This window comes from Micromonospora sp. ATLC16 (genome assembly GCF_057196645.1).
The window spans coordinates 1-17,519 of the sequence record NZ_JBXUOW010000089.1 but is presented as its reverse complement, the minus strand read 5'-3'; the positions used below and the strand labels follow the sequence as shown (position 1 = coordinate 17,519).

Annotated in this window: 12 protein-coding genes, 2 tRNA genes and 1 pseudogene; 2 read left to right on the top strand and 13 right to left on the bottom strand. The window is 70.3% G+C overall.

Annotation, left to right across the window (positions count from 1 at the left end; genetic code table 11):
* Positions 1-69: 69 nt before the first annotated feature.
* The 7 genes from AC2CHE_RS24440 to AC2CHE_RS24410 all read right to left on the bottom strand — a co-directional run bounded on the left by AC2CHE_RS24440 (position 70) and on the right by AC2CHE_RS24410 (position 6,444).
* Positions 70-738 (bottom strand): transposase family protein, encoded by a 669-nt coding sequence (locus AC2CHE_RS24440; RefSeq protein WP_484507190.1) that lies wholly within the window; start codon positions 736-738, stop codon positions 70-72.
* Between the two features lie 136 nt (positions 739-874).
* Positions 875-1,408 carry an AfsR/SARP family transcriptional regulator gene (locus AC2CHE_RS24435; RefSeq protein ID WP_484507192.1) on the bottom strand — a complete coding sequence of 178 codons (534 nt, stop codon included), beginning with the start codon at positions 1,406-1,408 and terminating at the stop codon, positions 875-877.
* 583 nt (positions 1,409-1,991) lie between these two features.
* Positions 1,992-2,065: transfer RNA gene (locus tag AC2CHE_RS24430), tRNA-Ile, on the bottom strand.
* 116 nt (positions 2,066-2,181) lie between these two features.
* Entirely contained in the window at positions 2,182-3,879 is a 1,698-nt protein-coding gene (locus AC2CHE_RS24425) for a M16 family metallopeptidase (protein ID WP_484507189.1), read from the bottom strand.
* A complete protein-coding gene (locus AC2CHE_RS24420; RefSeq protein ID WP_484507188.1) occupies positions 3,876-4,817 on the bottom strand; it encodes a hypothetical protein in 942 nt (313 codons plus the stop codon). The genes AC2CHE_RS24425 and AC2CHE_RS24420 overlap by 4 nt, the downstream gene beginning before the upstream one ends.
* Before the next feature lie 46 nt (positions 4,818-4,863).
* Positions 4,864-6,099: an NAD(P)/FAD-dependent oxidoreductase gene (locus tag AC2CHE_RS24415; RefSeq protein WP_484507187.1), complete on the bottom strand. Its 1,236-nt coding sequence runs from the start codon at positions 6,097-6,099 to the stop codon at positions 4,864-4,866.
* A gap of 272 nt (positions 6,100-6,371) precedes the next feature.
* Positions 6,372-6,444: transfer RNA gene (locus AC2CHE_RS24410), tRNA-Asn, on the bottom strand.
* A 276-nt stretch (positions 6,445-6,720) separates the two neighbouring features.
* On the opposite strand from AC2CHE_RS24410, the gene AC2CHE_RS24405 reads away from it, so the two are divergent.
* Complete coding sequence (locus AC2CHE_RS24405; protein WP_484507186.1) at positions 6,721-7,104, top strand: hypothetical protein; 384 nt, start codon at positions 6,721-6,723, stop codon at positions 7,102-7,104.
* 157 nt (positions 7,105-7,261) lie between these two features.
* Positions 7,262-8,440 (top strand): ROK family transcriptional regulator, encoded by a 1,179-nt coding sequence (locus AC2CHE_RS24400; protein ID WP_484507185.1) that lies wholly within the window; start codon positions 7,262-7,264, stop codon positions 8,438-8,440.
* Between the two features lie 56 nt (positions 8,441-8,496).
* Here AC2CHE_RS24400 and AC2CHE_RS24395 read toward each other — a convergent pair whose 3' ends face one another.
* The 6 genes and pseudogenes from AC2CHE_RS24395 to AC2CHE_RS24370 all read right to left on the bottom strand — a co-directional run.
* A complete protein-coding gene (locus AC2CHE_RS24395; RefSeq protein WP_484507184.1) occupies positions 8,497-9,504 on the bottom strand; it encodes a sugar phosphate isomerase/epimerase family protein in 1,008 nt (335 codons plus the stop codon).
* A 245-nt stretch (positions 9,505-9,749) separates the two neighbouring features.
* On the bottom strand, positions 9,750-11,468 hold the full coding sequence (locus AC2CHE_RS24390; RefSeq protein WP_484507183.1) for a ThuA domain-containing protein: 1,719 nt from the start codon (positions 11,466-11,468) through the stop codon (positions 9,750-9,752).
* A gap of 79 nt (positions 11,469-11,547) precedes the next feature.
* Positions 11,548-14,388, bottom strand: a complete 2,841-nt coding sequence (locus tag AC2CHE_RS24385; protein ID WP_484507191.1) for a carbohydrate-binding protein — start codon at positions 14,386-14,388, stop codon at positions 11,548-11,550.
* Positions 14,389-14,631: 243 nt separating this feature from the next.
* Positions 14,632-15,699, bottom strand: a complete 1,068-nt coding sequence (locus AC2CHE_RS24380) for a polyprenyl synthetase family protein (protein ID WP_484507182.1) — start codon at positions 15,697-15,699, stop codon at positions 14,632-14,634.
* Positions 15,696-17,084, bottom strand: coding sequence for an alkaline phosphatase family protein (locus AC2CHE_RS24375; RefSeq protein ID WP_484507181.1), 1,389 nt, complete (start codon positions 17,082-17,084; stop codon positions 15,696-15,698). The genes AC2CHE_RS24380 and AC2CHE_RS24375 overlap by 4 nt, the downstream gene beginning before the upstream one ends.
* Before the next feature lie 79 nt (positions 17,085-17,163).
* Positions 17,164-17,519 (bottom strand): annotated as a pseudogene (locus tag AC2CHE_RS24370) (metabolite traffic protein EboE); the annotation flags it as partial.

Sequence of the window (17,519 nt, the reverse complement as noted above, 5' to 3'; positions counted from 1 at the left end):
GTCACCTCGATAGCACCAGCCTTACGCCGAAACGGCCGAGATCCGTACCAATCCCTCCGACTCCTCGGCCTAACGTAAAACGGTCAAATCCCGACCTTGCAAAGGCCCTGGTTGCTTGTAGGGGGTGTGGATGCCCTGGCCAGCGCCTTCGTAGCCCGAGTCGGCGAGGGTCGGCAGGTGTAGTTCGGAGGCTGCCCAGTACAGGGCGCCGGTGACGTCCAACGTCTGGGCGCAGGTCAGGTCGTGCAGGTGCCCTGGCATCGCATCCGAGGTCCAGATCGGCAGTCCGTCGGGGCGCATCACCGCTTGAATGTTCGCGCCGAAGTCGCGGTGCTTTCCCGAGTACCACGCGTCGATGGTGTCGCCCTTCACGCTGGTGGTCGTCTCGGCCAGCCGGTCGGTGTCGAACAGCTTCCCGTCGAGGATCACGTGCGACCAGCCGTCGGCGGCGACCCGACGCAACGCGTCGTGCAGGGTGGGGGTCTGCGCCGTCAGGACTCGCACGGCCTCGGCGACGTACCGGTACGCGGTGGCCCTGGACACCCCGAACCCCGCCCCGAGGGTGGTCTTGTCCTCGCCCTTGCGGAACCACAACAGTACCAGGAGCGCCTGGTAGAAGCACGTCAACTCCCTGGCGCGGCGGCGGGTGCCCACCGCCCGACGTTCGGCGCGCAGTAGCCGCGCCACGTGTCGCACGAGTTCCCTGGGGACGTCGAGCCTGGCAGAATAGGTGATCACGTGGAGCCCTCTCGGAGACCGATTCCGTCGCAAGAACCTGTCTACCGATGGCTCCACGTCCTTATCCAATCCCCCACTGCCCGTTATGGACACTACGCCCGTGTCATCCCGAACCGCGCCCAGTTCCTTGCTGAGATCACCTCGGTGACGCTGGCTCGTCGCCTCGAAGGATAGCGACGTGCAGCTCCTGCAGCTCGGACGACGGCTCAATGCCGAGTTCCTCACCCAGTGCGCATCTCGCCTGCTGGTAGGCACTCAGCGCTGCGGAGACGGCACCTTCTGCGTAGAGGGCCTTCATCAGCAGCATCCAGCACGGTTCTCGTAGCGGGTCGGTGGCCAGAACGTCTCGCACATTGGGGATGATGGAAGACACATGGCCCTGTGAGAGCTGGGCCAGCATGAGGCATTCCTGGGTTCCGATCCGCTGTTCGTCGAGCGCGTCCAGACGCCGTCGCAGGCGACTGGAGCCGGCGGCATCGATTCCGGCCGGTCCACGCCACAGCCGAAGTGCCCGTTCCAACGTTGCGATGGCGGCCTTCGCGTTTCTCCCGTTGAGTTCGCGTCGGCCCTGAGCCGCGAGAGAACGGAACCTGTGCCATCGATGAGTTCCGGATCGACATTGAGTTGGTAGGACGCTTTCAAACCCGCGCCGTTTCCCGACACCGTCAATAGCGAATCGCCCAGTCGTTCGTCGACTCTCCTCAGGGCGCGTCGCACCAAGGCGACATAGTTGCGCAGATTCGCAGCACCGGACGATATCCCGTGATCCCAGAGCGCCGTCATCAATGTGTCGAGGTGAATCTGCTGCCGATTCTCGAGCAGTAGCATGACAGCGAGGGCGCGCGCTTTCGAAGAAGTAATCTTAGCGTGTTCCGCCTCATTCGCGATCAGCAACGGACCTAGTATGCCAAACATTGCAACTCCCCGTGTAGCTTGACGCAAGTACATCAAATGAGACGGACCGATGTCTACCGCACGAGACCGGTCGTTCACATGGCAAGGCCGGGCGGAGCGGGATAGTCCCTGCTCACTGCCCATGTCGGGTCGTGCGGAGTGGTTCAGATGTTGTGCGGCGATCGGGGCGTGGGCGGGCCCATCTGGCTCGTGCGGGTCGGTTGTCGCGGTGGGCGACGTCGAACCAAGAAGGTGCCGCAACTGTCCGACCTCAAGGACAACCCGGGCGGCCGCGGCACACTAGCGGCAAGTCGGCGGTCCGGGTGGCGAACCACCGGTTCGCACAATGGTGCGGTCGGTGGGGCGGGCGGGACTCGAACCCGCGACCGAGGGATTATGAGTCCCCTGCTCTAACCGGCTGAGCTACCGCCCCGGCACCGGGCGGATCTTATCCCGCCCAGTCGATCACCGGCCAACGCACCTTCCCGACACTGCGGTGTGGTCCACGGACCGCACCGCTCGGAGGGTTTCAGCGTCGACGGTCTCTCCTCACCGGCGTCCCCTTCGCGTCAGCAGCACGATGGGCAACGCGAGGATAACAGTGAGCACCCAGCCGATCAGGACCGCACCCCACAGGACGGTGACGTCCTCCTCGGCGGTGGGGCTGATCAGCATGCCGATGGTGAGCAGCAGGGTGAATCCGCCCACCACCAGCGTGGCCAGGCCGCTGAGCACCATCAGCAGGATCTCCCACCCGGCCCGCTTCGGCCGGGCGAGGTGCTCGCGGGCCGCGCGGAGGGCACGCGGTTGCGGGATGCTCTGCGGGTCGCGGGGCGGCATGGTGATCTGCCGGTCGACCGGTACTCCGCTGTCGATGACGTGCATCGCCGCCGGATGCGTGTCGAACAGGGTCGGTTCGATGTGCAGCACGATCGCGTCGTGGCCGATGAGTTGCCGGGCACCGTCGGGCCAGGCGAGCATCGCGGCGCAGTCGGCGTACCGGACGGTGAGGGTGTCGCCGGCACCGGTGTGGCTGACCCCGTCGGTGCCGACGAGCAGTCGGCTGTCGTCGTCGCGGGCGCGGTAGGTGGTGCCCGCGACGGTCGACTCCGACGAGGTGGGCGCGGCGGTGAAGCCGGCCCAGTCGGCGCTGGTTCCGTTCGGCACCATCAGCAGCGCCGAGGCGTACGCCTCCTGGGCGACCTCGTGCAGGTCGGCGAGGGTGACCGCCTTCAGCTGCCCGAGCTGCTCGTCGATGGTGCGGTTGGGCTCGCCGGTGAGCAGGTTGAAGGCGTACGCGGGCAGCCGGGTGGCGTCGGCCTCGGCGGTGGCGTACATGTCGATCCGCTTGGCGACCACGGCGTCGAGGTCGCTCTGCTCGATCCGGCCAACCCGCAGCTTGGCCAGCACGTCGATGAATCCGCCGAGCACGGCGTCCTGCTTCTCGGCCAGTGAGTCGGCCAGGGCCCGCAGATGGGCCTGGCCGTCGCCACGCGGTTCGTAGCCGCTGCCGATGGTGTAGGAGAGACCGGCGTCCTGGCGCAGCGCCCGGAACAGTTCGCGCTCCAGTACCTCGGCGAAGACGTTCGCGGCGGTGCGGCGCCGCACGACGGCGTCGAGCACCACCGCCCGTGCGCCGTGCACGAAGTACGCCGGGGTGGTCGGCAGCGCCGACGAGGCAGCCGGCAGCGGCTGCCGGGTGCCGGCGGGCAGGTCCAGCCGCAGCCCTTCGGGCACCCGGTCACCGGCGATCCAGAGCACCGCGTTCTCCCGGGTGAACCAGCGAGCGGCCCACTGGCGCAGCTCCTCGGCGGTGAGCCCGCCCAGTCCCCATTCCGGGTAGCTGCTGAGTCCGTGGTCGCGGGCGCCGTGGCGCCACAACGGGATGTCGTCGATGGCTGCGCCGCCCCGGCTGCTCCACTCGGTGCGCAGGATGTCCTTCTCCACCTCCAGCCGCCCGGTCGGCAGGTCGGTCAGGTTGGCGCAGACGGAGGTGAGGAAGGTGGCGATGTCGGGTGCGGAGCCCTGCATGTGGAAGGTGGTGAGGATTGGTCCGGTGGCGCCGTTGAAGTGGTAGTCGGCGGTGCCCAGCGGGGCGAGAACGAGGTGTTCGAGCAGGTGGGTGATGCCGTGGCGGGCCAGCGTCTCGTCGGCGGTGCCGACCCGGAAGGTCAGCCCGGCACGCATCGGCCCGCCGGTGGGGGCGAGCAGGGTCGGCACGCCGTCGGTTTCGAGGTGTTGGATCACGGCTGGCCGCCCTTCGCGTACGCCTTGTCGCGGAACCGCTGGAACTGCGCGACCGCGTCGCCGAAGTAGCCGAACATCGACTCGTCGCCGAGGTCACCGAGGGCGGCGAACTGCTGCGCCGCCGACGTCCACTCCTCCATCAGGCAGAGGGCGAGGGCGAAGGTGCTGCGTACCCGGACCCAGCCCCAATCGTGGCGGAACTCGGGGTGCCAGATGGAGCGCTGGGCGGCATCGTGGATCGCGGCGCGCACCTGCTGGTCGCGCAGGAATGCCCGCGCAGCGGACAGGGTGCCGTGGTCGAAGGCCTGTTCCAGGTGCACCTCGACGATGAGGACGGCGTTGGGTGCGCCGGCCGGTGCCGCGGCGGTGCATTCCCGGGTGAAGTCGTGCGCCTTCTCCCAGGTGCCGCTCCACTTCGGGCAGAGCTGCTGTAACAGGGCACTCTGTGCCGGCAGGTGGTGCGGGTGCCGGGCGGCGAGGCGGTCGTAGCGGCGGCGGGCCTCGGCCTGGCCGAGTTGCAGGCCGCGGGCGCTGGTGACCCGCTGGGTCCAGGCTGCCGCGTCGTCCGGGTGGCGGGCGGTGGCCTCGATGAGGACCTGCTCGGCCCGGCGCAGATGATCGAAGAACTGGGCGAACTGTTCCCGGCTGACATCCTGCGCCCGTTGGGCGGTCCGGATCCGCCACCCGGCGCGGATGAGGTGTGCCCCCAGCATGGCAGCGGCCACCGGGTCGTCCGGTTGTGCCGCGAGTACCGTCCGGAGGAAGGTCTCGGCGTCCGCCGCGTCGCCGACGAGGACCGTTCTACCGTGGGCGTCCTGGGCGTCGACGACGGCGCGCATCGCCGGCCAGTCGCCTGCGGCCAGCGCGTCACGCGCGGCGGCCACCTGGGGGTACGCCGCCGCGGTGTCGAACACCGGCGGCGCGAGGGGTCGGGGCATGGCGAGGATCATAAGTGATCATCATCGGGCCTGGTGACTCCGAGTTTCAGTGCTCGCGCAGGTGCCGCAGGGTGGCGCCGGCGGTGCGCCATCCGCTGGCGAGTGCCCCTTGGATCGACGGGCTGTCGCGGTGGTCACCGGCGACGAACAGCCCGTTTCCCAGCGCCACCGGCTTCCGTAGCCGCCCCTGCGGCGGCGGCGCGGCGGGCAGCGCGGCGGGGATCGTGACCGTGGTCAGGTGCTCCCAGTCGGCGGTGGGCCGCCCGTACAGCCGGGTCAGTTCCAGCCGCACGGCCGACTCGGGCGGTACCGACGGCCCGACCACTGAGGTGGCGATCAGGTGCCGGTCCGGCGGCGCGTAGCTGGGCGCGGCCCGGCTGACCACCACCGTGTTGGCGACCATCTCGCGGCGGTCGCCGTCGATGAGCAGGATCGGCTCGGCCGCCGGCGGCTCGGTGGTGGCGTGGTAGTAGGTGGTGTAGCTGTGCATGGGCACCGGCGGCAGGTCCAGCAGCCGGGCGGCGGCGGGCGGGTCGACGGCGACGACGACGGCCCGGCAGCGCAACTCACCGGCGCTGGTCCGGACCCGCCCCGGCGCCACCTCGACGACTGTGGTGTTCAGGTCCAGCAGCCCGGCCGGTAGCGCGGCGGCGACGGCCCGGGGCAACGCCGCCATCCCGTCGGCGGGCAGGCCGACTCGGCCTCGGGCGAACGAGCGCAGCACCATAGCCAGGACGTGGCTGGAGGTCGCCAGTTCCCGGTCGAGCAGCACGCCGGACAGGAACGGGCGCAGCAGGCCCTCGATGATGGCGTGGGACAGACCCGCGCGGCGCAGCGCCGTCTCGGCGGTGGTTTCGGGCCTGGCAAGCAGACGTTCGGCGGGCAGCGTGGCGTAGCTCGCGGCGAGGGCGGCGAAACGCAGCCGGTCGGGCAGTGACCCGACGGGGGCCAGGGCCGTGCCCGGGCCAGCGGCGGGATCGCGCAGCGGATTGACCAGTCGCAGCAGCCGGTCGCCCTTGCGTACCAGCACCCCGGGAACGAAGAAGCCGAGGTCGAGACGGTCCACGTCGAGCAGCGCGCCGAGCCGGGGGTACGCGGTGTTGAGGACCTGGAAGCCACGATCCAGCAGGAAGCCGTCGACGGGGTCGGTGGCGACCCGGCCACCGAGCCGGTCGGCGGCCTCCACCAACCGCCAGGACACTCCGGCGCGGTGCAGGCGGCGGGCCGTGGCGAGGCCGGCGAGGCCGCCGCCCACGATCACGACGTCGGTGTCAGTGGACATCGGGTTCGCCCTGCCCTGGTCGGGCCGGCGCGGGTTGGCGGCGAGCGTGCGGCGTGACCGCGACGTGGCGGGTGGCCTCGGGCGGCCGCGACTCGACCGAATTGATCTTCCAGATTCCGGACATTCCACCCACCGACTGTGGTCGCAGGATCGACGCGCACCAGCGTAGACCGGCTGGCCGGGCGCCGCCGCCGAAGCCGACCGGCGTGATCTGGCGGGAACGGGCGACGCCCACCGGATCAGGCCGGAGGGCGTCAGGTTGAGCTAGGAGGCTCCCCCGTTTGGACTCGAACCAAAAACCTGCCGGTTAACAGCCGGCTGCTCTGCCAATTGAGCTACGGGGGACCGCAACAACGCCCGGAGCGGATCGCTCCGCACCGCGCGCCGGGCACAAGAGTACAGGACGGCGGGGGGTGTTGGTCCAGGGGGTTGATCGGTCACCACCGAGCGACCTGGACGCCGTTTACCAGACAAATCGTCATCCTGGCACATGGAGGTATGAGCGGAGAGCAGGATGGGTAGTTGACTGCCGACGACAGGACGCAGGCGCGAATCGGTCTGTCCCGCCACCCGGGCATCCGGGAGCGGGACGACGGCGCGTCAGGTACGAAAGGAGCCGCCATGCGCGGAAAGATCATGTTCCTTGGCGGGCTGGCTGCAGGATTCGTCCTGGGCGCCCGTGCCGGCCGGGAGAAGTACGAGGAGTTGGTGGTCCGGGGCCGCAAGGTGCTCGACCACCCGACCGTCCAGGAGGCGGCCGGGGTCGCGCAGGCCCAGGCGAACCGTCTCTACCACGAGGGCAGGGACAAGCTCGGCAACTCCAAGCTGGGCGAGAAGCTGAACGCCAACGGCCAGGCGGGGATCACCCCCGCCGACGACACGTTCGCCGGTACGCCGGCGACGACCGGCACCAAGTCGGGTTCCGGCACGTCGAGCTCTGCTTCGACGTCCACCACCCCCCGCACCAAGCCGTCCGGTACCGGAACCAACGGCAGCACTCTCTGAGCACGTCGGACGGGCCCGGTCACCGAAGTCGGTGCCCGGGCCCGTCCGTATGCCCATCCGGCAGCAGGCCGTTCCGGCTCGGCGTTGACAGTGTCGGCTTCGGCTGGCCACTGGTCCGAAACACCACCGTGGAACACTTCGCCCGGAGGTGGTCGAGATGACCCTGGTCCGGCCGGAGAATTCGCAGCAGGCACGGTTGGTCCGGTTGCTGCGGGACGAAGGCCCCCGCTCCCGGGTGGAGCTGGGTGACCTGCTGGGTCTTTCCCGGACGGCCCTCACCACCGAGCTGGACCGGCTCACCGCCCGAGGGCTGGTCGAGACCGCCGGGCCGGCGGCCTCCCGGGGCGGGCGTCGGTCGTCGTTGCTCCGCCTCTCCGGCGGCGTGCGCTTCGCCAGCGTGGTGGTCGCCACCGACCGGGTCACCGTCGCGATCACCGACGGCGAGCTGAACGTGCTGGCCGAGACCGGCGAGGTGGCGGACGTGCGCGACGGACCGGAACTGGTCATCGGCCGGGCCGTCGAGCTGGTCGACAAACTCCGCGCCGAGTTGGGCGTCACCGAACTCACCGGGGTCGGTGTCGCCCTTCCCGGGCCGGTCGACGGCGGCACCTCCACCGCACCGGCCGTCCTGCCCCGTTGGCAGCGCTTTCCGGTGCGCGACGCGTTCGCCGCCGAGATGGGCTGCCCGGTGCTGGTCGACAATGACGCGAACGTGCTCGCCCTGGGCGAGCGGCACGCCGGCATCGGCCGCACCGTCGAGGATTTCCTCTACCTGAAGCTCGGCACGGCGATCGGCTGCGGGCTGGTGCTCGGCGGGTCGCTCTACCGGGGTGCGACCAGCAGCGCCGGCGACATCGCGCACCTACCGCTCGGCGAGGAGGGCCCGCCCTGCGCCTGTGGTGAGGCCGGTTGCCTTGAGGCGTACTGCGGGGATGTCGGGTTGGTTCGGGCGGCGCTGGCGGTCGCCCGGTCGGATCGCTCCCCGGCGCTGGCCGCGCGGCTGGCCGAGGCGGGCACGCTCGCCGTCGCGGACGTGTTCACGGCCGCCACCGCCGGGGATGCGGCCACCCAGTTGCTGGTCCGCGATGCCGCCCGCCGGCTCGGTCGCGTGCTGGTCGGTCTGGTCAGCTTCTTCAACCCCGGCCTCGTCGTGATCGGTGGGGCCCCCGACGGGCTCGGGCACCTGCTGCTCTCCGAGATCCGTGGCGTGGTTTACCGGCGCTCGGCGCCGCTGGCCACCGGCACCATGCCGATCGTCCTGTCCGATCTGGCGGGCCGGGCCGGTGTGGTGGGCGCGGCCCACCTGGCCAGCGAGCACGTCTTCAGCGCCGGCTGACCACAGGCGACGCCCGGGGGTCCGCTGCGGGCCGACCCACCGGGCGTCCGTGCCGTTCAGTCCTTGCTGCTGAACGCCGCGTCGAAGGCGGCGGACGGCGCGTCGAAAGCGAGCCGGCGGACGAACTGGAGCGCCTCCGGGGCGCCGACCAGCCGGTCCATCCCGGCGTCCTCCCATTCGACGGAGATCGGCCCGGAGTAACCGATGGCGTTCAGCGCCCGGAAGCAGTCCTCCCAGGGCACGTCGCCGTGGCCGGTGGAGACGAAGTCCCAGCCACGGCGCAGGTCCGCCCAGGGCAGGTGCGAGGCCAAGCGACCGCGACGGCCGTCGCCGGTGCGCACCTTGGCGTCCTTGCAGTCGACGTGGTAGATCCGGTCGGCGAAATCGAAGATGAAGTTCACCGGGTCGAGTTCCTGCCAGACGAAGTGCGACGGGTCCCAGTTCAGCCCGAACGCGGGCCGGTTGCCGATCGCCTCCAGGGTCCGCTTCGTCGTCCAGTAGTCGTACGCGATCTCGCTGGGGTGCACCTCGTGGGCGAAGCGCACGCCGACCTCGTCGAAGACGTCGAGGATCGGATTCCACCGGTCGGCGAAGTCCTGGTAGCCACGCTCGATCATCTCCGGCGGTACCGGCGGGAACATCGCCAGGGTGTGCCAGATCGACGAGCCGGTGAAGCCGACGACGGTGTCCACGCCGAGCTTCGCCGCCGCCCGGGCGGTGTCCTTGATCTCCTCTGCGGCCCGCTGGCGTACCCCTTCGGCCTCGCCGTCGCCCCAGATCCGGGCGGGCAGGATGCCCTGGTGCCGCTCGTCGATCGGGTGGTCGCAGACCGCCTGGCCGACCAGGTGGTTCGAGATGGTGAAGACCTGGAGGTTGTGCTTGGCGAGCGTCTCCCGTTTGCGTTCGACGTACGAGTCGTCGGCCAGGGCCTTGTCGACCTCGAAGTGGTCGCCCCAGCAGGCGATCTCCAGGCCGTCGTAGCCCCACTCGGCGGCGAGCCGGCACACCTCGTCGAACGGAAGGTCGGCCCACTGGCCGGTGAACAGCGTGATCGGTCGCGCCATGTGTCCTTTTCCCCTGTCGTGTTGGGGATTCCGTTACCTGCGGGACCGGGGCGAGGGACGACCGGATGCGGCGGCCCCGACGATGCACCGGTGGACGCTTGGCGCGTCTGGGGCCGACGGGTTGCGCCTCCCGTCGACTCACCGGCCACCTCACGGTCGCCGTCTCTCACTCTAGGCGGGCGGCGCGCGGTAGGAAAGTGCCCCGGTGCGACGGCCGTCGCACCGGGGCAGCACTGCTGGTGCGGTTACGGCAGGACCCAGCGCTGGTTGGCGTTGGTGTGACAGGTCCACAGGTGCACGGCCTGCCCGTCGGCGGAGCTGTTGCTCGACACGTCCAGACACTTGCCCGAGTTCGGGTTCCGCAACGTGCCGTTGGACTGCGCCGACCAGTTCTGGGCACCACTGCCGTTACAGGTCCACAACTGGATCTTCGTGCCGTCGGCCGACCCGGCGCCGTTGACGTCCAGGCACTTGCCCAACGCCCGGATCGTCGAGTTCGGCGTCACCGTCCACGTCTGCGCCGCCGACCCGTTGCAGGTGTAGATCTGGATCTGCGTACCGTCGGCCGTGGCCGCGTCACGTACATCCAGACACTTACCGGCCAGGCCGGTGATCCGACCGGTCCGGTCACCGCCCGGCGGCGGGTTCGAGCCGCCGAGTTCCTTGATCCGGATGTTGCGGAACGCCACGTCGTCGCCGGTGCCGTGGTTCTGGATGCCGATGTGGCCGGCGAGCGACCGGACCGGGTCGGTGTTGGTGAAGTCGTTGATCTTCGCGCCGTTCAGGAAGACCTGGAGGCGCTCCCCCTCCACCAGCAGCTCGTAGGTGTTCCACTCCCCCGCCGGGTTCAGCGCGGCGTCCCGGGCGGCGAGGTCGGCGGACTTGAAGCCGTAGACCGCGCCGGTGGTCCGGTCAGCGGCGTCGGTGGGGTCGATCTGCACCTCGTAGCCGTTGTCGATGGCGGAGTTCGGGTCGCTCGACGGTGGGAAGCCGATGAAGACCCCGGAGTTGTCGTCGCCGGCCAACCGCCAGTCCAGCTTCAGCGAGTAGTTGGTGAACTGCTTGGCGCTGTGCCAGAACAGGCCCATCCCGCTGACGGACGTCAGGGTGGCGTCGGAGTTGCTGAAGCTGCCCGGCCCGGCCTGGGACCAGCCGCTTGTCGAGCCGTTGTAGAGGGTGGTGTAGCCGGTCTCCGGCCGGCAGTCGGCCTTGGTGCGGCCGGCCGCGTACCGGATGCCGCCGAGCAGGTGCGCCCGGAAGGCCGGCTCGGCGTACGACGCCTGGGTGTGCCCGCCGCCGGTGTAGAAGGACCGACCGCCGCTGTACGTCTTGCACCAGGCGATCGGGTGGTCGGCGCCCATCACACCGCCCGAGTACGTGGACTCGTTGAGGTTCGCCAGCACCCGCGCGCCGGAGCGGGGGTTGCTCTGGAAGTCGTACCACTCGTCGGTGCGGACCCAGTTCTGCGGCAGGTGGGCGGTGGCCGCGTGGGCACGGTTCTCCACCCGGACGGTGGCCTGCTGGATCGCCGGGTGGGAGCGGAAGTACGCCCCGACCAGGTTGCCGTAGAAGGACCAGCCGTACTCGGTGTCGGCGGCGGAGTGCACGCCGACGTAGCCGCCGCCGGAGCCGATGTACGACTCGAACGCGCCCTGCTGGCTGCTGTTGAGCACGTCGCCGGTGGTGTTGAGGAAGATCACCGCCTCGTACTGGGCGAGGTTGCCGGTGGTGAAGACGTTGGCGTCCTCGGTGGCGGTGACGGTGAAGCTGTTAGCCGCGCCCAGGTCCCGGATGGTTTGGGTGCCCACGGCGATGGAGTCGTGCCGGAAGCCGGCCGTCTTGGAGAAGACCAGCACGTCGTACGGGGCGTCGGCGGCGCTGGCGGGGGTGGCCGGGGTGGTGCAGGCGAGGACGGCGAGGGCCGCGGTGGCCAGGCCGACGGTGGTTCGGAGGAGTCTGCGCATGTGCTCTCCCAACGATTGGTGGTGTCAGGAGGGGCCCCTGTTTCCAACCCTAGGCGTTGCCCAGGGGCCCCTCCTCGGATCAGGGCAGGACCCAGCGCTGGTTGGCGTTGGTGTGACAGGTCCACAGGTGCACGGCCTGCCCGTCGGCGGAGCTGTCGCTCGACACGTCCAGACACTTGCCCGAACTCGGGTTCCGCAACGTGCCGTTCGGCTGCGCCGACCAGTTCTGCGCCCCACTGCCGTTACAGGTGTACAACTGGATCTTCGTGCCGTCAGCTGACCCGGCGCCGTCGATGTCCAGGCACTTGCCCAACGCCCGGATCGTCGAGTTCGGCGTCACCGTCCACGTCTGCGCCGCCGACCCGTTGCAGGTGTAGATCTGGATCTGCGTACCGTCGGCCGTGGCCGCGTCACGTACATCCAGACACTTACCGGCCAGACCCACGATCGGACCGGTTCCGCCCGTGCCGCCACTGCCGGTGGTGAAGGTGAACGAGTCCAGGTCGTAGAGCGCGCCCGTCCCGGTGCCGGCGAAGGTCAGGTAGAGCGTGGTGGTGCCGGACGGCGGGTTGCTGATGGTGCCGGTGACCGTGGTGAAGGTGTCCCAGGCGCCGGTGACCGGGACGGTGGCCGAGCCGAGCACGGTGCCGGTGGCCGAGCCGGCCCGTACCTGGAGGGTGCCGCCGGAGCCGGCCGAGGAGACCCGGGCGCTGAACGACGTGACGTTGTTGATCCGGTACGGCTCGAAGGCGATCCAGTCGCCGTTGTTGATGTTGCCGACGGTCTTGCCGCCCTCGGCGGCCGTCTTCTCGAAGGTGCCGACGCCGGCGGAGGTCTTGTAGTGCTCGGCCTGCCGGCTGCGGGGCTGGAGGATGTGCTGGGTGTGGGTGGTCAGCCCGCCGGCATCGGTGTACTCGGCGTCGAAGATGGCGAAGATGTTCGCCGCGTAGTCGTGCTCCCCGTCCACCGGGATCGTGATCGAACCGGAGCAACCGTTCCGCGAGGTGATCTGGTGGCCGTGGCTGTCGTGGCCCAGCACGTAGGTCATCTTGACCTTGGTGCAGTCGATGGTGCCGTCCTCCGGGTCGGTCACCGTGATGCTGAACGGCACGGTGTCGCCGAAGGAGAACAACGATCCGTTGACCGGGCCGTTGATGGTGACCGTCGGTGCGGTGTTCCCGACCCGGATCTGCACGCTCGAAGTGCCGGTCGCGCCCTGCGGGTCGCGAACGGTGAGCGTGGCGGTGTAGCTGCCGTTGGCGGTGTACGTCTTGCTCGGGTTGGCCGCCGTGGAGGTGGTGCCGTCGCCGAACGCCCACGAGTAGGTCAATGCCCCACCCTCCGGGTCCGACGACCCGGCCGAGGAGAAGTTCACGCTCAACGGGGCGACCCCGGAGGTCCGGTTCGCCGAGGCGACCGCGGTGGGTGCCCGGTTGCCTCCGGCGACGTAGTCGTAACGGTAGAGCGCCGAGTTGGCGTCGCCGTTGAAGTAGCCGGTGCCGTAGTCCAGCACGTAGAGCGCACCGTCCGGGCCGAAGGCCATGTCCATGACCTGCTTGCCGTTCCACGGGAACGACGCGTCGATCGCGCCCACCGAGCCGTCGCTGTTGACGTGGATCGGCTTGATCCAACCCCGCCCGAACTCACCGGCGAAGAAAAGCCCGTCGAAGCTCTGCGGCCACTTGGTGGTCGACGTCGACGCCGCGTTGTAGCGGTAGACCGGGCCACCGCTCGGCGACTCGGAGCCGCCGCCGAACTCCGGCGGGCTGCCGGCGTCACCGGCGTAGCGGATCCAGGACGGCTTGGCTGCCGGCAGGGTGGTCAGGCCGGTGTTGCGGAACGAGTTGTTCGTCGCGCCGCCGGTGCAGTTGTACTTCGGACCGGCGGTGCCGTTGGCGAAGTTCCACTCGGCGTACGTCTCGTTCGTGGTGTTGGTGCCGGTGCAGTACGGCCAGCCGTAGAAGCCGGGTCCGGTGACCCGGTTGAACTCGACCTGGCCGCTGGGACCACGCGCGGAGGTGGAGCCCGCGTCCGGCCCGTAGTCGCCGACGTAGACGACGCCGGTGGCCTTGTCGACGCCCATCCGGAACGGGTTGCGGAAGCCCATCGCGTAGATCTCGGGGCGGGTCCGGGCGGTGCCGGGGGCGAACATGTTGCCGGCCGGGATCGAGTACGACCCGTTGGCGTTGACCTTGATCCGCAGGATCTTGCCGCGCAGGTCGTTGGTGTTGGCCGCGCTGCGCTGCGCGTCGTACGCCGGGTTGCGGTTGGTCCGCTCGTCCAGCGGCGAGTAGCCGCCCGAGTCGAACGGGTTGGTGTCGTCGCCGGTGGACAGATAGAGGTTGCCCGCGGCGTCGAAGTCGATGTCGCCGCCGACGTGGCAGCAGATACCACGGTCGGCGGGCACGTCGAGGACATCGACCTTGCTGGACTGGTTGAGCGTGAAGTCGGCGTTGAGGGTGAACCGGGACAGCCGGTTGACTCCCTGCCAGGCGGAGAAGTCGCTGGCGGTGGCCGGCGCGTCGCCGCTCGGGGTGGACAGCGGCGGCGCGTAGTAGAGGAAGATGTGCCGGTTGCTGGCGAAGTTCGGGTCGACGCCGATGCCCTGCAATCCCTCCTCGTCGTGGGAGTAGACCGGTACGGTACCGATCACGGTCGTGGTGCCGGCCGCATCGGTGCGACGCACGGTGCCGTTGCGGGCGGTGTGCAGGACCGAGCGGTCCGGCAGCACCGCGAGGGTCATCGGTTCACCGACTTCGGCCGCGCCCTTGGCGAGGGTGACCTGCTGGAAGTCGCTGGCGACGATGGGGTGGGCGCGGGCCGGGGTCGGGCCGGCGATGGCAACGGTGCCGGCTGTGACGACCAGGAGCAGCGCCGAAGCGCTGGTGGACCACCGTGCGGGGTGGCGGGTGGTGCGCATGGTGGACATCGCAGTGCTGTCCCTTCCTGACGAGTGCTTCTGCCAGGGCGGGGCGCGCGCCGTCGCGCCGGATGCCGTAGCGGGGGGTGCCGAGGGGATGCCGCGCCGCCGGTTCACCTCGACGAAACATTTCGGTACTGGCGACGACAGTAAGCGCCATTCGTCTATATGTCTATATCTTCTGCCTGCCGGATACAGACTTTCGTCAGCTCGGTCAAAAGCCGCCCGGTGGCGCGGTGACGCTCAGCGCTGCCGGTCGATGGCCTGGGCGGCCAGCCCCATGAGGGCGGTACGACTCTCCGCGGTCACCTCGGTGTGTTCCAGCGCCGCCAACCCGGCCTCGGCGCGGACCTGGATCATCTGCTCGATCTTCCGGCGGGCCCCGGTGCTCTCGATGATCTCGCGCAGCTCGGCGGCGCCGTCGGCGTCCAGGTCGGGATTGCCGAACAGCTCGCGCAGCCGGGCACCCTGCGCCCGGTCGGCGGCATCGCGGGCCAGCGCCATCATCACCGTCGGTTTGCCCTCGCGCAGATCGTCCAGTACGGACTTACCGGTGACCGCCGGGTCACCGAATACCCCCAGCACGTCGTCGCGGAGCTGGAAGGCGTCCCCGAGCGGGTCGCCGAACTCGGCCAGCGCGTCCAGCAGCTCGGCGGGCGCGCCCGCCAGCGCGGCGCCGATCTGCAACGGCCGGGTGACCGTGTAGCGGGCCGCCTTCATCCGGATCACCGTGAGCGCGCTGGCCACCGAGCCGTCGCCCACTCCGGACACCAGGTCGAGGTACTCCCCCGCGATCACCTCGGTACGCATCAGCGCGAACACGGCGTACCCCTGGCGCACCTGGTCAGGGCTGAGCCCGCACTCGTGGAACATTTGATCCGACCAGGCGGCGCAGAGGTCACCGCAGAGCAGGGCGGTGTTGCGTCCGTACGCCTCGGGGTCGCCCCGCCACGACGAGCGGGCGTGCAGGTCGGCGAAGATCCGGTGTACCGAGGGCTCCCCCCGGCGGCGGTCGCTGCCGTCCAGGATGTCGTCGTGGATCAGCGCGAAGGCGTGGAACAGCTCCAGCGCGGCGGCGGCGGCCACGATCGGCGTGCCGTCCGGGCCGCCCGCGCCGCGCCAGCCCCAGTAGCAGAACAGCGGCCGCAGGCGCTTACCGCCGGCGAGCACGAATCGGTGCAACGTGGTGAAGACCCCTCGGGGCGCACCGTCCGGCCAGTCCGGATCCTGCCGGTCGAGGAAGGCGGTCAGCTCCGCGTCGAACCGGGCGCGCAGCCCGGCGGAATCGACAGCCGCCTGGGCGACCGTCACCGCCCCTCCATCCCGGCCAGTTCCAGCAGCAGCCCCTTCACCTCCGTGGCCGCTATCCGGTCCCGGGCCACCGACGCGTCGGAGCAGAGCAGCACCGGCCCGTCGGCCGGGTCGGCGGGCAGCCGTCCGTGTGAGCCCCGGACCGCCCGTGCGCCGGCATCCAATCCGACCACGTTCATCAGGTACCGCATGCCGAGCTTCTTGCGGGCCAGCGCGACCCCGGCGCGGCGCTTCGCCGCGCCCGGCGCGGCCGGGTCGAAGAACAGCTCCGCCGGGTCGTACCCGGGCTTACGGTGGATCTCCACCAACCGGGCGAAGTCGGGCGCGCGCTCGTCGTCCAGCCAGTAGTAGTACGTGAACCAGGCGTCCGGCTCGGCCACCAGCACCAGCTCACCGGCGCGCGAATGTCCCAACCCGTGGGCCGCCTTGCCGTCGGCGTCGAGCACCTCGGCCACCCCGGGCAGGCCGGCGCAGAGCTTCGCCACCGCCGGCACGTCGGCCGGGTCGCGCACATACACGTGGGCGACCTGGTGGTCGGCGACCGCGAAGGCGCGGGAGGTCCACGGGTCGAGGTACTCCATGCCCACCTGGGTGTGCACCCGCAACAGCCCCTCGGTGCGCAGCAACCGGTTGACGTCCACCGGCCGGGACACCTCGGTGATGCCGTACTCCGACAGCACCACCACCGTCGCGTCACGGGCCTGCGCGGCGTCCAGCAGCGGCGCGAGCACGCCGTCCAGCTCCGCCGCCGCGGCGGCGGAGCGGGGCGATGACGGGCCGAAACGTTGCAGGTCGTAGTCCAGGTGCGGTACGTAGACCAGGGTCAGATCGGGCGACGACTCGGCGAGGATCTGCTCGGCCGCCCGGCAGATCCAACGCGACGACGGCAGGCCCGCACCCGGTCCCCAGTAGGTGAACAGCGGGAAGGTGCCGAGCCGGTCGGTGAGCGCGTCGTGCAGTTGCGGCGGATCCGTGTAGCAGTCCGGTTCCTTGCGACCATCGGCGTAGTAGACCGGTCGCGGGGTGACCGTCCAGTTCACGTCCGCGCCCATCGCGTACCACCAGCAGACGTTCGCCACCGTGTAGCCGGGCCGGGCGCGGCGCGCGGCCTGCCACAGCTTTTCCCCGCCGACCAGCGCGTTGTGCTGCCGCCAGAGCAGCACCTCGCCGAGATCCCGGAAGTACCAGCCGTTGCCGACGATGCCGTGTTCCGCGGGTAGCGCGCCGGTGAGGAAGGTCGACTGCACCGAGCAGGTCACCGCCGGCAGCACGGTGCCCAACTCGGCGCGGAACCCGGTGTCGGCGAGCGCACGCAGCCGGGGCATGTGCGCCAGCAACCGAGGGGTCAACCCCACCACGTCGAGCACCACCAGCTGCCTGCTCATGCTCCAACCGCCTTTGTTAGCGCCTGCGGGGCTCGCAAGACCGGCTCACTCCTCGCACTCACCGGATCTCTCCTCGTGCTCATGGGATCACCTCATGCGATAACAGGGTCAGCCCGAGGGCGACCAGTTCGTCCCGGGTGAAGGCCAGTTCGGCCGCGATCCCGGCGGCCAGCTCCGCGTCGGTGCGCGGGCGCCGCGCGGCCGGCAGCACCCCCCAGGTGTACGTCTCGACGTCGAGGTGGTCGCAGCCGGCATCCGCACCGGCGAAGAGCGCGGCCAGCGCGGCGCGCAGCACCGGCAGGGTCGAGCCCAGCGGTGGTTCGGGTGGGGCGTGCAGTGGCACGTGGTAGTGCACCCGCCACGGCCCGGGCAGCGCGGCGTCCAGGGCGGCGTCGAGGTCGTCGGCCGCCCAGCGCGGATCCGCCGGGTCGGCAG

Excerpts from the sequence above, each read along its gene's own strand:
- AC2CHE_RS24420 (WP_484507188.1), bottom strand. The coding sequence starts at position 4,817 with ATGCCCCGACCCCTCGCGCCGCCGGTGTTCGACACCGCGGCGGCGTAC.
- AC2CHE_RS24415 (WP_484507187.1), bottom strand. The coding sequence starts at position 6,099 with ATGTCCACTGACACCGACGTCGTGATCGTGGGCGGCGGCCTCGCCGGC.
- AC2CHE_RS24405 (WP_484507186.1), top strand. The coding sequence starts at position 6,721 with ATGCGCGGAAAGATCATGTTCCTTGGCGGGCTGGCTGCAGGATTCGTC.
- AC2CHE_RS24400 (WP_484507185.1), top strand. The coding sequence starts at position 7,262 with ATGACCCTGGTCCGGCCGGAGAATTCGCAGCAGGCACGGTTGGTCCGG.
- AC2CHE_RS24395 (WP_484507184.1), bottom strand. The coding sequence starts at position 9,504 with ATGGCGCGACCGATCACGCTGTTCACCGGCCAGTGGGCCGACCTTCCG.
- AC2CHE_RS24390 (WP_484507183.1), bottom strand. The coding sequence starts at position 11,468 with ATGCGCAGACTCCTCCGAACCACCGTCGGCCTGGCCACCGCGGCCCTC.
- AC2CHE_RS24385 (WP_484507191.1), bottom strand. The coding sequence starts at position 14,388 with ATGCGCACCACCCGCCACCCCGCACGGTGGTCCACCAGCGCTTCGGCG.
- AC2CHE_RS24375 (WP_484507181.1), bottom strand. The coding sequence starts at position 17,084 with ATGAGCAGGCAGCTGGTGGTGCTCGACGTGGTGGGGTTGACCCCTCGG.